13 protein-coding genes are annotated in these 14,270 nt (G+C 63.3%); 10 read left to right on the top strand and 3 right to left on the bottom strand.

What is annotated here, in order from left to right; translation table 11 throughout:
• The first annotated feature begins 182 nt into the window (after positions 1 to 182).
• From AB6O04_RS06795 to AB6O04_RS06750, 10 genes are all read left to right on the top strand, one after another.
• Positions 183 to 779: a 4'-phosphopantetheinyl transferase superfamily protein gene (locus tag AB6O04_RS06795; protein WP_368563072.1), complete on the top strand. Its 597-nt coding sequence runs from the start codon at positions 183 to 185 to the stop codon at positions 777 to 779.
• A gap of 448 nt (positions 780 to 1,227) precedes the next feature.
• Positions 1,228 to 1,875, top strand: coding sequence for a 16S rRNA (guanine(527)-N(7))-methyltransferase RsmG (rsmG, locus tag AB6O04_RS06790; protein ID WP_368563071.1), 648 nt, complete (start codon positions 1,228 to 1,230; stop codon positions 1,873 to 1,875).
• Between the two features lie 194 nt (positions 1,876 to 2,069).
• The gene (locus AB6O04_RS06785; protein WP_368563070.1) at positions 2,070 to 2,867 is read left to right on the top strand and encodes a ParA family protein; all 798 of its coding nucleotides are present in this window, start codon (positions 2,070 to 2,072) and stop codon (positions 2,865 to 2,867) included.
• Positions 2,867 to 3,766, top strand: coding sequence for a ParB/RepB/Spo0J family partition protein (locus AB6O04_RS06780; RefSeq protein WP_368563069.1), 900 nt, complete (start codon positions 2,867 to 2,869; stop codon positions 3,764 to 3,766). Before AB6O04_RS06785 ends, AB6O04_RS06780 begins: the two co-directional genes overlap by 1 nt.
• A 207-nt stretch (positions 3,767 to 3,973) precedes the next feature.
• Complete coding sequence (locus AB6O04_RS06775; protein ID WP_368563068.1) at positions 3,974 to 4,699, top strand: glycosyltransferase family 2 protein; 726 nt, start codon at positions 3,974 to 3,976, stop codon at positions 4,697 to 4,699.
• Between the two features lies 1 nt (position 4,700).
• Positions 4,701 to 5,042, top strand: a complete 342-nt coding sequence (locus AB6O04_RS06770; protein WP_368563067.1) for a lipid-A-disaccharide synthase N-terminal domain-containing protein — start codon at positions 4,701 to 4,703, stop codon at positions 5,040 to 5,042.
• A gap of 370 nt (positions 5,043 to 5,412) precedes the next feature.
• Complete coding sequence (locus AB6O04_RS06765) at positions 5,413 to 7,164, top strand: DUF885 family protein (protein ID WP_368563171.1); 1,752 nt, start codon at positions 5,413 to 5,415, stop codon at positions 7,162 to 7,164.
• Positions 7,165 to 7,651: 487 nt separating this feature from the next.
• The gene (rpmB, locus tag AB6O04_RS06760; protein ID WP_145704052.1) at positions 7,652 to 7,888 is read left to right on the top strand and encodes a 50S ribosomal protein L28; all 237 of its coding nucleotides are present in this window, start codon (positions 7,652 to 7,654) and stop codon (positions 7,886 to 7,888) included.
• A 13-nt stretch (positions 7,889 to 7,901) separates the two neighbouring features.
• Complete coding sequence (gene rpmG, locus AB6O04_RS06755; protein WP_027070918.1) at positions 7,902 to 8,066, top strand: 50S ribosomal protein L33; 165 nt, start codon at positions 7,902 to 7,904, stop codon at positions 8,064 to 8,066.
• 532 nt (positions 8,067 to 8,598) lie between these two features.
• Positions 8,599 to 10,014 carry an FAD/NAD(P)-binding protein gene (locus tag AB6O04_RS06750; RefSeq protein ID WP_368563066.1) on the top strand — a complete coding sequence of 472 codons (1,416 nt, stop codon included), beginning with the start codon at positions 8,599 to 8,601 and terminating at the stop codon, positions 10,012 to 10,014.
• Here the strand turns inward: AB6O04_RS06750 and AB6O04_RS06745 are convergent.
• The 3 genes from AB6O04_RS06745 to AB6O04_RS06735 are packed head-to-tail and all read right to left on the bottom strand — an operon-like array spanning position 9,960 to position 14,253.
• Positions 9,960 to 10,538, bottom strand: a complete 579-nt coding sequence (locus AB6O04_RS06745; protein ID WP_368563065.1) for a gluconokinase — start codon at positions 10,536 to 10,538, stop codon at positions 9,960 to 9,962. The genes AB6O04_RS06750 and AB6O04_RS06745 overlap by 55 nt on opposite strands.
• Positions 10,535 to 12,961, bottom strand: coding sequence for an NdvB protein (locus tag AB6O04_RS06740; protein ID WP_368563064.1), 2,427 nt, complete (start codon positions 12,959 to 12,961; stop codon positions 10,535 to 10,537). The genes AB6O04_RS06745 and AB6O04_RS06740 overlap by 4 nt, the downstream gene beginning before the upstream one ends.
• On the bottom strand, positions 12,958 to 14,253 hold the full coding sequence (locus AB6O04_RS06735) for an MFS transporter (RefSeq protein ID WP_368563170.1): 1,296 nt from the start codon (positions 14,251 to 14,253) through the stop codon (positions 12,958 to 12,960). The genes AB6O04_RS06740 and AB6O04_RS06735 overlap by 4 nt, the downstream gene beginning before the upstream one ends.
• Positions 14,254 to 14,270 lie beyond the last annotated feature (17 nt).

Here is a 14,270-nt window from a genome sequence, read left to right as displayed (position 1 = left end):
TGTGGACATATCACTTGCCACGGGGTGCACTTGGGTCAACATTACTTGCGTGAAGTGCTCGTTAAACGACGCTCATTGATGACGGTGGGACGACATCCTGTCGATGCGATAGATAGCGCGATTCGCGGAGATTTGCACGCTGTGATGCATCAGTTCACGAAAACGCTCAACTGAAGGCGCCCATGTCCGAATGGTCTCCCGCCCGACCTGACTGGACGCGCCACGGCATCCAGCTATGGCTACGCCCCCATATCGCCAGGCAACGCGGTGAGCCGACTGCGCGCACGGTGCTGGGACCGGCGCTGGGATTGGCGCCTTCCGAATTGCCCGTCGAGCGCAATGACTGCGGCCGTCCGCACCTGCGCGGCGCGTTCGAAAGCCACGATATCGGCTGGAGCCACAGCGGCGATGCTCTGCTGATCGCACTCGGCGACGCGGTCGAACTGGGCGTGGACGTCGAACAGCTTCGTCCGCGCGCGCGCGCGCTGGAGATCGCGCAGCGGTTCTTCCACGCCGATGAAGCGGACTGGTTGCGGGCGCACGAAGAGGCGGATCGGGATTTCGCGTTCTTCCGGCTCTGGTGCGCCAAGGAAGCCGTATTGAAGGCGCACGGACAAGGTGTTTCATTTGGAATGCATCGGCTGGTGTTCGCCGAACGCGCCGGCAAGCTGATGCTGGACCGTTGCGACGCCGCGCTGGGGCAGGCAGCTGACTGGACGCTGGATGATTGGGCGCCCAAATCCGGCTATCACGCCGCGCTTGCGTGGCGCAGGCGTTGATTGCGCCCCGATAGCCCCTCGCCACGCACAATCAGGAGCGCGCCGCAGCGCGTCCGGATGGCGAACGCTCGGGCTTCTATTGCTCTTGGCTTTTATGGCGACCTGACAGGAAGAGCTCGCGGCGGGACGCCGCTCCGCGCCCCGGTAGCCCTCGCCGCGCACGATCAAAAGCGCGCCGCAGCGCGTCCGGATGGCGAACGCTCGGGTTTCTATTGCTCTTGGCTTTTATGGCGACCTGATAGGAAGAGCTCGCGGCGGGACGCCGCTCCTACAAAAATCGAACAATCATGACCGTAGGAGCGCCGTCCTCGGCGCGAGCTTTTTGCCTCTATCGCGATCTGACGAAAAGAGCTCGCGGCGGGACGCCGCTCCTACAAGAGCACCGCAACCCGAGGCATTTAACTGCCCGGCGCTGCCGAGCATCGGCCGCCCTGCGATACTGTGCACGATGAACGAAACCACTTTACCTGCCGACCTGCGCGACACGTTGCAACGCGGCCTGATTTCCCTGGGCCTGGATGCCGATGCGCTGGCACCACGCCTGCTCGACTATCTGGCCTTGTTGGCGCGCTGGAATCGCACCTACAACCTCACCGCCGTCCGCGACCCGCGCGAGATGGTCACCCGGCATTTGCTGGATTCGCTGGCCATGCATGGGCATGTCGAATCGGGCACGCTGGCCGATCTGGGCACCGGCCCCGGGCTACCCGGCATACCTCTGGCCATCGCCAAGCCGCAACTGCAGGTAACGCTGGTGGAAAGCAATGGCAAGAAGGCGCGATTCCTGCGCGAGGCCGTGCGCACGCTGGGCCTGGGCAATGCACGCGTGGCGGAATCGCGCGCCGAGGCGCTGGACGAACCCGCGGCCTACGATGCGTTGACGGCACGCGCGTTGGATGTGCTGGCCGGCATCATCGAGGTCGGTGGCCACCTGCTGAAGCCGGGTGGCCGGCTGTTGGCAATGAAAGGCGTGCGGCCGGAGGAAGAAATCGCCTTGCTCCCGGCGGGATGGACCGTGGAAGCCATCCATCCGCTGACCGTCCCCGGGCTGGTGGGCGAGCGTCATCTGGTGGTGGTCAGGCGCGATCCCGCCTGATCGCGGCGGCGTGTATTGCCGTGCTTGCGAGCCGGTAAGCGATTGAAATGCTTGGCGTGGACCCGCTTCCCTGGCAATGCCACTGCCCGGGCAGGCGCCGCGTGAATACTGTCGGCTATCCCCAATTTCGCAGAGCCGGCCCCGACCCCGCATAATCCCCTACCCACCCACGGTTTCCACGAGGCGCACCACGCATGGCCCGCATCATCGCGATCGCCAACCAGAAAGGCGGCGTCGGCAAGACCACCACGGCGGTCAATCTTGCCGCGGCCTTGGCGCGTGCGCCGCAGCGCGTCCTACTGGTGGACCTGGATGCCCAGGGCAACGCCACCATGGGCAGCGGCGTGGAAAAGCGCGACCTGGAAGCTTCCACCTGCGACGTACTGCTGCAAGAGATCGAAGCCAAGGCTGCGATTGTTACTGCGCCGGAAGGCTTCGATCTGCTGCCTGGCAACATCGACCTGACCGCCGCCGAAGTCCAACTGATGGATATCGTCGGCCGCGAGCTGCGCCTCCGCAGCGCGCTGGAACCGCTGCGTCCAGACTACGATTTCATCATCATTGATTGCCCGCCCGCGTTGTCGCTGCTGACGCTCAATGCGTTGACTGCAGCCGATTCGGTGCTGGTGCCGATGCAGTGCGAGTACTACGCACTGGAAGGCCTCAGCGCACTGATGGAAACCATCGAAGCCATGCGCACGCGCCTGAATCCCAAACTTGAAATCGAAGGCGTGCTGCGGACCATGTTCGACATCCGCAACAATCTGGCCAACGCGGTGTCCGGCGAACTGACCACGCACTTCGGCGACAAAGTGTTCCGCACCATCGTGCCGCGCAACGTGCGCGTGGCCGAAGCGCCCAGCCATGGCCAGAGCATCGTCGGTTACGACCGCACCTCCCGCGGCGGCGTGGCCTATCTGGGCTTGGCCGGCGAAATACTACGCCGCCAGGCCGACCGCAAGAAACAAGAAATGAGAATGGAGCACGCTTGATGAGCGCCCCCAAGAAGCGCGGCCTGGGCCGCGGCCTGGAAGCCCTGCTCGGTCCCAAAGCCGCTGAGACGCCCCCGCCGGAAGCACAACCGGGCGAGACCCTGCGCAACCTGCCCATCCGCCACCTGCAGCCGGGCAAGTACCAACCGCGCACGTCGATGGACCCGGGCAAGCTGAGCGAACTGGCCGAATCGATCAAGGCGCAGGGTGTCATCCAGCCCATCGTGGTGCGCGAGCTGTCGCCGGATAAATTCGAGATCGTTGCCGGCGAACGCCGTTGGCGCGCTTCGCAGGAAGCCGGACTGACCGAAGTGCCGGTGGTAGTGCGCGACCTGGACGACCGCACCGTCATCGCGATGGCACTGATCGAAAACATCCAGCGCGAGGACCTCAATCCGCTGGAAGAAGCACAGTCGCTGCAGCGCCTGATCAACGAATTTTCGCTGACCCACGCCGAGGCCGCCGAAGCGGTCGGCCGGTCGCGCGCAGCGGTGTCCAACCTGCTGCGCCTGCTGGAGTTGCCGCCGGCCATCCGTGCATTGCTGGAAGCGCGCCGCCTGGAAATGGGCCACGCGCGCGCGCTGCTGACGCTGTCGCCGGAACTGGCCAGCAAGCTGGCGTCCGACGCGGCCGATCAGGGCTGGTCGGTGCGCGAAGTGGAGCACCGCGCGCAGCAATTCGCCGCGGGCAAGGTGCCGGTCAACAGCAAGAAAGCCAAACCAGGCAAGTCGACTCCGCAGGCGGACATCGCCTCGCTGGAAACCGAACTTTCAGAATCACTGGGCACCAAGGTCACCATTGCCCATGGCCGTGGCGGCAAGGGCAAGTTGATCATCCAGTACAGCGACCTGGACACCTTGGATGGCGTGTTGGAGAAGCTGCGCCCGAAAGCGGTCTAGCGACCGCGCGGAACCGTTTTCCTCGGCGCATCTTTGCGATGCACATGTAGCCGACCTGTCTCACATTTAGTCAGGGCAACACGCTTAACGGAATTCCGGCATGGCGTCATGGACAATGCGCCGCCGGACGGATTGCCTCACGCTGAGGGAACAGCACGCGATGCTGTCCCGCGTCCGCTTTCGTCCACTCTTTTTTCTATTGTCCCGATGAACCCAGCGCCCGCACTCTCCGTCGTCGTACCCGTCTTCAACGAACGCGACAACGTCGTACCACTTGTCGAAGAGATCGTCGCCGCGCTGCGCGGCAAGTGCGGTTTCGAGATCGTCTACGTCGATGATCATTCACGCGACGACACGCTGACGGTACTGACGTCACTGAAAGCGACCGTGCCTGAACTACGCGTGTTGCATCACGTCCAGCAAAGCGGGCAAAGCACCGCGATCCGCACCGGCGTGAAGGCCGCGCGTGGCGCCTGGATCGCCACCCTGGACGGCGACGGCCAGAACGATCCGGCCGACATTCCCAAGCTGATCGCCGCGCGCGATGCTGGCGATGTCCGGACCAAGCTCTACACGGGCTGGCGGGTCAATCGCCAGGACAGCGGCAGCAAGCGCTGGGCATCGAAATGGGCCAACACCATCCGCTCGAACATGCTGCGCGATGCCACTCCGGACACCGGCTGCGGCATCAAGTTGTTCGAACGCGAGGCCTTTCTGGACCTGCCCTACTTCGACCACATGCACCGCTACCTGCCCGCACTGATGCAGCGCGCCGGCTGGCAGACCATCAGCGTGCCGGTCAACCACCGCCATCGCACTACCGGCGTGTCCAAATACAACAATCTCCATCGTGCGTTGGTGGGCATGCGCGATCTGCGCGGCGTCGCCTGGCTGATCAAGCGCAGCAAGCGCACCGCTGTGCGGGAAGTTTGAGATGGAGCCTAGTCTGCTGAACCAGGAAATTCTCTGGCTGAGTTGGACCGGCCTGCATGTCACCGGCTGGAAGCTGATCGGCTACACCGGCGCATTGATGTTCGGCGGACGCTGGCTGGTGCAGTTCATCGCCTCCAAACGCGCCCGCAAGCCAGTGATCCCGCGACTGTTCTGGTACATGAGCGTGGTTGGCAGCCTGATGACGCTGAGCTACTTTCTGTTCTCGGCCAAACAGGATTCGGTGGGCGTACTGCAGAACCTGTTTCCCGCATTCACGGCGATCTACAGCCTGTATCTGGATATCCGCCACCGCGGTTGGAAGCGGGATAAAGCGGAGCATTAGTTGTGTTGCTTGTTAGCCGGGTTGCTTGCCGGACGCCGAAGGAATACTGGTCCGCACAGGAACAACTAATCGCAATTGCCGTCATCCCGGCGAAGGCCGGGACCCAGCGACTTTGCTCGTTGCACTGACCGCGCTAATGCAAAAGCAGAGACGCTGGGTCCCGGCCTTCGCCGGGATGACGGCCTGAAATATTCGGTGATCTGAGGCAATCTCTCTTCGACAACCACAGAGCTAAGCTCCGTCCCTGCCGCGCAAGACCACCTCTCGCGGCCGCTAACCACCCGGTGGCACTAGCCCCCACCCACCGTTGTAATACCATCCGCTCTCCGCCGACTTCGGAATCGCCGTCTTGAAGCGCTACTGCCTTGTCCTGCTGCTCGTCCTGGCTCCAGTGGTCCAGGCCCAGACTCTTCCCTCCTCCGCCAACACCGCGGATCAGCGCTTCCAGGCGGTCTACGAGAAGGAATGGAAATGGCGGCAAGAGCAGACCGGCCAAGCCGATGAGGATGCCGATGGCAGCGGCAACAAGACCCGTCTTCCCGATGTGGATGCGGCTTCGCAAACGGCGCGGCTGAAAGTCTGGGAACAGGTGCTGCGCGATCTGGATGCCATCGATACACAGACGCTTTCGCCGGATAACCGCATCAACCTGGCCATCTACCGTCCCCAGGTGGAAAACCTCGCTGCCGAAGTGCGGCTGCGCACGTACGAGATGCCATTCAATTCGGACTCGTCTTTCTGGTCCAACCTGTCGTTCATGGCGCGCCGTCCGCTCAAGACCGCCGACGACTATCGCGCCTATGCCGCGCGACTGGCCGATGTGCCGCGCTATTTCGGCCAACAGATCGACAACATGCGCGCCGGCTTGAAACGCGGCTTCTCGGTGCCGCGCGCGGTACTGGACGGGCGCGATGTTTCGATTGCCACCGTGGCCGAGCTGAAAGACCCGGAATCCTCGGCGTTCTACGCCCCCTACAAGAAAATGCCCGCCAGCATTCCCGCCGCCGAGCAGGAAAAGCTACGCGCCGAAGGACGCGCCGCCATCCGCGACCGGTTGATCCCGGCGTTCGGCACCTTGCTGACCTTCTTCCGCCAGGAATACGTCCCGCAGGCGCGCACCACGCTCGCCGCGGAGGCCATGCCGGATGGCGAGGCGTTCTACCGTCAACAGATCCGCGAGTACACCACGCTGGAGTTGTCGCCGGACGAGATCCACGAGATCGGGCTGAAGGAAGTCGCCCGCATCCAGGCGCAACAGCAGGAAATCATCCAGCAGCTAGGTTTCAAGGGCAGCTTCGCCGACTTCCTTACCTTCCTGCGTACCGATCCTCAGTTCTACGCGAAAACGCCGCAGGAATTGCTGGACCGCGCCGCCTGGATTTCCAAGCGCGTGGACGGCGAAGTCGGCAAGTACATCGGCACCTTGCCGCGCGGCCGCTTCACCATCATCCCGGTGCCGCCGGAGATTGCGCCGTTCTGGACCGCCGGCCGCGGCGGCGTGGGCACCTATTGGCTGAATACCTACAACCTGCCTTCGCGCCCGCTGTACAACCTGCCCGCGCTGACCCTGCACGAATCCTCTCCCGGCCACTCGCTTCAGGGTGCACTGGCGCAGGAACAGGGCGAACAACCCGCCTTCCGTCGCGAGAACTACATCTCCGCCTACGGCGAAGGCTGGGCGCTGTATACGGAGAAGCTGGGCAAGGAGATGGGCATCTATGAGACGCCCTACGAAGATTTCGGCCGCCTGACCTACGAGATGTGGCGCGCCTGCCGCCTGGTCATCGACACCGGCGTCCACCACAAGGGCTGGACCCGCGACCAGGCCATCGCCTACTTGCGCGACCACAGCGCCCTCAGCGAACACGAGGTGGTTACCGAAGTCGACCGCTACATCTCCTGGCCGGCGCAGGCGCTGAGCTACAAGCTGGGCGAAATCGCCATCGTCCGCCTGCGCGAAGAGGCCGAGCGGGCGTTGGGCGACCGATTCGACATCAAGGCGTTCCACGACGCCGTGCTGAAGCAGGGCTCCGTCCCGCTACCGGTCCTGGAATCCCAGATCCGCGAGTTCATTGCTGCCAGCCAGGCGGGTGCCGGCGGGACCAAAGCCGCTGCGCCGTAACGAGGGCTTTTTTCGTAGAGCGGAGCTTGCTCCGCTGCTTTTTGTTCCAAGCCATGAATCCGTGAACGCATTCACGAAGAGCAGCGGAGCAAGCTCCGCTCTACGACGGGCGCCTTTCGGCGCCGTAGGGTGGGCCCAGGCCCACCATCGCCATCCGTCAGCTCTCATCGGCTCCGGGCTTACCATTTGCATCCATCTGTCCTCGTCGGACCTGATGGCATGCCCTCAACTCGAAGGCCTTAACGAGCGGCGGGATGGCAATGTCGGGCCTGGGCCCGACCTAAGTGCTTGCGGCGCAAGGGAAACACGGGCATAATGCGCGGCTCGCTGCGTCCGGCCCGTCCGGATTTGCGGCCGGAAACGCGATTCCGGCTTGTGTCTGTAGCGATTTACCGCCTGTATCGCGTGGCGTTCGTCCTGTCCCAGGCCGCGCCGGGGCCGCCGTCTTCCTGGCCAAGGGAGGCAAAATTTACCTTCGAGGTGCGTAATGTCCCGCGTATGCCAAGTATCCGGCAAGCGTGTGCAGACGGGTAACAACGTCTCCCACGCCAACAACCGAACCCGCCGTCGCTTCCTGCCCAACCTGCATGAACGTCGTTTCTGGGTCGCCAGCGAAAACCGCTGGGTCAAACTGAAAGTTTCCGCGCATGCACTGCGCACCATCGACAAGAACGGCATCGACGCCGTCCTGGCCGAGCTGCGCGCCCGCGGCGAAAAGGTCTGAGGAGTAATCAAACATGGCTTCCAAGCGCGACAAAATCCGTCTGATCTCCTCGGCCAACACCGGCCATTTCTACACCACCGACAAGAACAAGAAGAACACGCCCGGCAAGATGGAGATCAAGAAGTACGATCCCGTCGTCCGTAAGCACGTGATCTACAAGGAAGGCAAGATCAAGTGACGCTTCGGCCCGCACGCGCATAGCGCGAGCGGCTTTGCCGAATCGTCACCCCGGCGAAGGCCGGGGTCCAGCGACTTCATCCACCTTCCAAAGTTCTACAAAAAGCCCGCCGCAAGGCGGGCTTTTTGTTTGCGGACCCGACGTCGAGTCCCAACTCCCTTCTCCCCCTGTAGGTGAAGAGGCATGCTTGCGAATCATCGGTGCGCGTGCCGATGAGCGCCCGAGCGGCACGAGCGTCGTGAACACGTAGGAGCGGCGTCTCGCCGCGAGCTCTTTCTGTCAGGGCGCAATAGAAGCGAAGAGCTCGCGGCGGGACGCCGCTCCTACAATAGCCCGAGCTCCGCCTGACGTAGCCACCTAAAGGCAAACGCTGATCGTTATCGGGATCAAATTTTTATCTCAGTTTGGTCTGCGATATTTTTCTACGTTCAGCGTGGCAATGAGGCAGTGAAAAACATCACCTGCCCTTTCGCTCAAGCGAGTCATGCCGCAGTGACTTAAGCACGAATTCGGCATCGCTTAAGATAGCGGCATGACGAGCACTCAGAACGAAGACATTTTCGATCTCGCCATCATCGGTGGCGGCGCGGCGGGTGTGCTGGCGACCATCCATGCACTGCGTGTTGCGCGGACGGCGGTCCGCATTGTGTTGATCGAACCAGCGGAGCGCTTGGGCGAAGGCGTGGCTTACGCCACACGCTATCGCGAACATCTGCTCAATGTTCCCATCCGCCGCATGAGTGCGTTCGATGATGCGCCTGCGGATTTCCTCGATTACATGATGGATGTTTCGGATGACGGCGCCGACCGCCAGACGCTGGCCCATCAGTACGCGGAACGCCGGCAATACGGTCACTATCTGCGCGATCGCCTTGAGCGTGCACGCGCCGCCAGCAGCGCGACGTTGCAGATCTTGCGTGGACGCATGATCGGGCTGGTTGAAACCGGCGATGTCTTCCATCTGGACCTGCAAGACGGCGAAAGCTTATCCGCGCAAACCGTGCTACTGGCGGTGGGCAATGCCTCCAAACCGCTGCCGGCACGGGGCGCGGGCGCGTTGCCGGCGGGCGCCGTGATCCCGGCCTGGGATTTCGATGCGGTAAAGGCCATACCCGTGAACGCGTCGGTATGCATCGTCGGTTCCGGGCTGAGCATGGTCGACAGCGCGCTGAGCCTGGCCGACAACGGCCACCGCGGAAATATTCACGTCCTGTCCCGGCACACGTTGCTGCCGTTGTCGCACAGCAAACATGCGGTGGCCGATTTCGATACACAGCAGCTGTTGGCGATGAACCTGCGTCAGCGTATGCGCTTTCTTCGTGCCGCCGCACGCGATGCCGCAGTGCAAGGACTGCCATGGCAGGCGGTAATGGAACGCATCCGGCCGCTGGGGCAAACCTTGTGGCAGTCGTTGTCGGTCGCCGATCAGCGCCGTTTCCTGCGCCACGTGGTGCGCCTATGGGACGTGCACCGTCACCGTATCGCGCCACAGGTGCATGCCCGCATCAAAGAGCTGCAGATCAGCGGTCAGCTGGAACAACACCGCGGCCGACTGGATGCCGTCATGCCAATCGGCGCATGCGTCCGGCTGGTACTGCGGCAGCACGATGGCCGCGATCAACCGCTCGATGTGGATCGCATCATCAATGCCACCGGCGTGGAAATGCGGGCGCAGACCATGCGCAATCCGCTGCTGCTGGAATTGCTGGGCAGCGGCCACGCGCAAGCCGGACCGCACGGCATCGGCTTACGCACTGATCGCGATGGCGCATTGCTGAATGCACAAGGCCAGCCGCAACCGCGACTTATGGTTATCGGCAGTCTGCGCATCGGCTGCCTGTGGGAAAGCATCGCGGTGCCGGAACTGCGAGGTCAGGCCGAAGCGGCCGCGCGTCAGTTGCTGTCACGCTCATTGGTGTTGTCAGCAGGTACCGCAGCAGCACGGTAGGCCTCTATCGTCGCGACTGCTGCGGCAACCATCTGCGCGGGCGGCGGCGCAATATCGATCGGCAGCACGTCCGGTTCGGCTTCTGGCTTCTCCAGCGTTTCGAACTGGCTTTCCAGCAGCGAGGGCGGCATGAAGTGACCTGCGCGCGCGCTCAATCTTTGCGCAATGAGCTCTGGCTCGCCCTGCAGGAACAGAAACAGCAGACGCAGTCCACTGCCTGTACGCAACTGCGTTCGATGCGCGGCGCGCAAACCAGAAAAAGCCAGCACTACCGTTTCGCGACGGTCGGCATGGTCGCGCAGCGCGGCGGCCAATGCCGCTACCCATGGCACGCGCATTTCATCGGTGAGTGGTTGGCCGCTGGCCATGCGTGCGCGCGCCTGCGCACTATGAAAATCGTCCGCGTCCAGGTAGCGGGCGCCGTAATGTTCGGCCAGCGCACGCGCCAGCAGCGATTTTCCGCTGCCGGATACGCCCATCGTCACGATCGCCTGCACGGGTGCGAGCACACCTGCGGTATTCATTGCCGAGCTCCCGATACGGTCGCGAAGGCTGCGACGAGCGTGGATGACTGCACGCTCAGCGGCAGCGTGACCTGCACGCGGTAGTGGCGTCCGGCTTCGATCGCACCAATTGCGGCCTCTGCCATCAGGACGCCATCGACACTCACCGCGATTTCTTCGCAATCCGCTTCACGACGGAACTCCACGTCGAATTCGGCACCACGGAAGCGACGCTGCGCGCGCGCATGCGGCCAATGCGACGGCAGCTGCGGTGCGATGCGCAAGACATCGCCATCACCGCGCAGGCCGAACAAGCCCTCGATCGCGCAGCGGTACACCCACGCTGCCGTGCCGGTGTTGAACAACTGGCTGGAACGGCCCGCGCTATCCGGGTACTGATACCACGCGCCGCGATAGTAATTCGGTACGAAGACCGGCAGCTGGCCGCGCCGCAGGTAATCCTGCGGATCCGGGCCCGGCAGCATCTGCCGTAACAGCCGGTAAGCGCGATCACCGTCGCCGACGTGGTACAGGCTGTGGATATAGAACGCAGCCGCGTGGTTGTAGACCGATCCGTTCTCGGCCGAACCGGGAAATTTCTGCGTCAGCCGGCCGACATCCTCACGCATGCCAGTGTAGGCCGGTGCCAGCATCGTCACGCCGTATGGCGTTTCCAGCTGTGCTTCCACCGCTGCGATCAGACGTGTCTGTCGCTCCGGACCGGCGGCGCCGCTGAGCATCGCCCAACTCTGCGGATTCAAATAAATACGGCCTTCGGCATCGCGGGCGACGCCGAACACGATGTCATCGTCGGTGATGCCGCGCGCGTACCAATCGCCGTCCCACAGATGCGTGTTTACCGCGGCGTTGGCGTGCGTGGCGCCGGCGCGGAATTCGGCTGCCGCGTCCGCGCGACCATGGCGTTCGCAGATGCCGGCCCACAGCGTCAACGCATGCGCCGTGGCCAGTGTCAGCCAGCCCGACACACCGCGCCCGCGGTAACCGACCATGTTCATCGGATCGCACCAGTCGCCTTGTGCGATGAAACTCAGGCCGCGTTCGTCGCGTGCCGTCAGCAACCAGCGCATGGCAGCACTTATGCGTTCGAACACGGTCGCGGTGGTTCCATCGCTGCCGGTCACCGGCTCGTCCAGCAGTGCGCTGTCACCCGTCTCGTCCAGGTAAGGCTGCAGACACACGGGCAGCCATACGCAGTGATCGGTGTGCGGGATCTGGTTGATGTACTTCAGCTCGGCGCCTTCGGCGAGCAGGATGCCGTCGGGCATCGCGCCGCTGGCTTCCTGCTGCGACAGCGCGCGCAAGATGGCATAGCGGGTGCTCTGCGGCTGCACGTACGCCATGCCCATGTGATCCTGCAGATAGTTGCGGGTCTGCGGATCGGTGGTCAGACGGTTGGCATCGCCGTGGTAGTAAACCTGCCGCGGCAGCCAGTGGTTGATGAACTCATCCAGCGCCGGTTCCGGCGTTTCAATCCGCAGGCAGCCGCGACCTTGCGCCAGGTAGTGTGCGTAAGCGGCATCGGCCGCAGCGAAGCCGTCGGCAGATAGATGACGCGCGCGCAGTGCGGCGATTTCGGCTTCATCGTGGGCCGGCCCAAACAGGAAACGGAAGTGTTCGTCGGTGCCCTCGGCCATCTCCAGCCGATACTGCAGCGCCGTGGTCGGCATTTCGTAGTGCGCTTCGCCGGCCGCCAGCAGCGGCGCCTGCAAGGCGCTGGGTGCGTGCAGGCCGCCTTCGCCTTCGAACGCCGCCTGCCGGGTTTCCCAGCTGTCCGGGGCTCGCTCATGCAACAGGAAGGTCAGGTCCTTGAAGTCGCGGTTCTTGAAGTAGTCTTCGACGCGCTGATACGGCGTGACGCTGGCGCAGACGATGCCGCCCAGCGCGGCGCGATAGCTCGCCGACTGGTTCATCCATGACATATAGCCGACCGGGAAATACGGATAGACGCTGATCCGGCGTACGCGTCCCGACACATTGCGTACCCGCAACGACCACAGCTCGACCACATCCTCAGGCGCCAGTTGCATCGACGCCTCCACCAACAACCCATCCTGCTGCACACGCCAGCCGATCCGTCCCGGTTCGGCAATGAACTCGAACACCTCGGCCGCGGCGCGCACCGGCTCGTACGGTACCGAGAACAACGTACCGCTGTCTTCATCCTTGATGTAGAAGAAGCGGCCGGGATGGTGCGCGTAGTACGGCTGCTCCGGCTGCATGAAGGTGCGCGCTTCCAGGTTTGGCGCATGTGCGTACTTGGCGGGTTCCGGCTGCATGAACTGCGCGGTGGCGTAGCCGCGGCAGTTGATCTGAACCATCATCCGCCGGTTCCATAGGAACGCCGACGCCAGCGGCATCGCCGTAGGTGTGGACAGGCTGACGCGTGCGCCATCCGCGCTGGTGGCGATCAGCGGCACGCTCATGGCTGCACCGCCTTGCGCGCCAGCAGCTCGCTCTGTATCTGCGCCAGCCGCGCGTTATCCAGCGGATAGAAGCGCATGGTGAAAGCGGCAATGAACGCCACCGCCCCCGGAATCACCGTCAACAACAACACAATGCCCATCTGCGACGCATCCGATTGCGCCTGGTTGGCGACATAACCCATTCCGGCCAGCATCCACGCGATGATCGCCGACGCAATCGCCCCACCCAGTTTTTGCGAAAACGTCGCGGCTGCGAACGTCATGGCGGTCGCGCGCCGCCCCATCTTCCACTCGGTGTAGTCGGCCGTATCGGCGTACATCGAGAACGCCAACGGCGATTTCGGCCCCAGCGCCAACCCTATCAACGTGTTGAGTACGAACATCACGCCTATTGCGTCCGCGGGAACAAAGAACATCGCGCAGCTGAGTACGCCAACCGTGGCCATCAGGCCCACCATAAGCCGCTTCTTGTCGACGTACCGTGTCAGTAACGGCGTGATGGCCGCGCCGACCGCCAATGCGACCGAATAGACGCCGAGGAACTTTCCGGTCAAGTCCGGACGCTGCACGAAGTACTTCATGTAGTACACCGAAGTGCCGCCGCGCATGACGATCGTCACCATGATGATCAGTGCCAGGGCGAACAGCACCAGCCAGGCCTTGTTGTTCAGCAAATCCTTCACGTCCTGCCGCACTGCGCTGTTCTGCTGGGGCGGCGGTGTTATGCGTTCACGGGTAGTCAGAAACACGGTGATGAACAGCGCCGCCGCGGCTACGCCGTAGACGGCCATCGTCAGTTGCCAGCCGAGCGGCTCGTCGCCGCGGCCCAGCCATTCGACCATGTCCAGCGTGCAGTAGTTGACGATGGCGGTACCGGCGAATGCGGCGATGAAGCGGAAACTGATCAGCGTGGTGCGCTGCTGGCTGTCGCCGGTGATGACCCCGGACAGCGCCGAGTACGGTGTGCTCAGCACGGTATACGCCAGCATCATCAGCGAGAACGTCGCATACGCCCACAGCAGCCGCGCGCCGCCATCCACGGGCGGTACGGTATAGGTCAGTACGCCGGTGACCGCCATCGGCAGCGCGGCATACAGCAGATAGGGCCGGAACTTGCCGAAACGGGTGCGGGTACGGTCGGCGAAGGCGCCCATCATCGGATCGGTGATGGCGTCGATGATCTTGGTGACCAGGATCATCGTCCCGACCGCGCCGGCGGCCAGGCCCATCACGTCGGTATAGAAAATCAGCAGGAACGAGGAAATGTTGGCCCAGTAGAAGTTGAATCCCATGTCACCGATGCCGTAGC

The organism is Pseudoxanthomonas sp. UTMC 1351, assembly GCF_040948865.1.
Taxonomy (GTDB): domain Bacteria; phylum Pseudomonadota; class Gammaproteobacteria; order Xanthomonadales; family Xanthomonadaceae; genus Pseudoxanthomonas_A.
Note: the sequence above shows the minus strand (reverse complement) of the source record. Positions and strands in the feature narration are given on the sequence as shown.

Coding starts and splice junctions, on each gene's coding strand:
- AB6O04_RS06795 (WP_368563072.1), top strand. CDS start 183: ATGTCCGAATGGTCTCCCGCCCGACCTGACTGGACGCGCCACGGCATC.
- rsmG (WP_368563071.1), top strand. CDS start 1,228: ATGAACGAAACCACTTTACCTGCCGACCTGCGCGACACGTTGCAACGC.
- AB6O04_RS06785 (WP_368563070.1), top strand. CDS start 2,070: ATGGCCCGCATCATCGCGATCGCCAACCAGAAAGGCGGCGTCGGCAAG.
- AB6O04_RS06780 (WP_368563069.1), top strand. CDS start 2,867: ATGAGCGCCCCCAAGAAGCGCGGCCTGGGCCGCGGCCTGGAAGCCCTG.
- AB6O04_RS06775 (WP_368563068.1), top strand. CDS start 3,974: ATGAACCCAGCGCCCGCACTCTCCGTCGTCGTACCCGTCTTCAACGAA.
- AB6O04_RS06770 (WP_368563067.1), top strand. CDS start 4,701: ATGGAGCCTAGTCTGCTGAACCAGGAAATTCTCTGGCTGAGTTGGACC.
- rpmB (WP_145704052.1), top strand. CDS start 7,652: ATGTCCCGCGTATGCCAAGTATCCGGCAAGCGTGTGCAGACGGGTAAC.
- rpmG (WP_027070918.1), top strand. CDS start 7,902: ATGGCTTCCAAGCGCGACAAAATCCGTCTGATCTCCTCGGCCAACACC.
- AB6O04_RS06750 (WP_368563066.1), top strand. CDS start 8,599: ATGACGAGCACTCAGAACGAAGACATTTTCGATCTCGCCATCATCGGT.
- AB6O04_RS06745 (WP_368563065.1), bottom strand. CDS start 10,538: ATGAATACCGCAGGTGTGCTCGCACCCGTGCAGGCGATCGTGACGATG.
- AB6O04_RS06740 (WP_368563064.1), bottom strand. CDS start 12,961: ATGAGCGTGCCGCTGATCGCCACCAGCGCGGATGGCGCACGCGTCAGC.
- AB6O04_RS06735 (WP_368563170.1), bottom strand. CDS start 14,253: ATGGGATTCAACTTCTACTGGGCCAACATTTCCTCGTTCCTGCTGATT.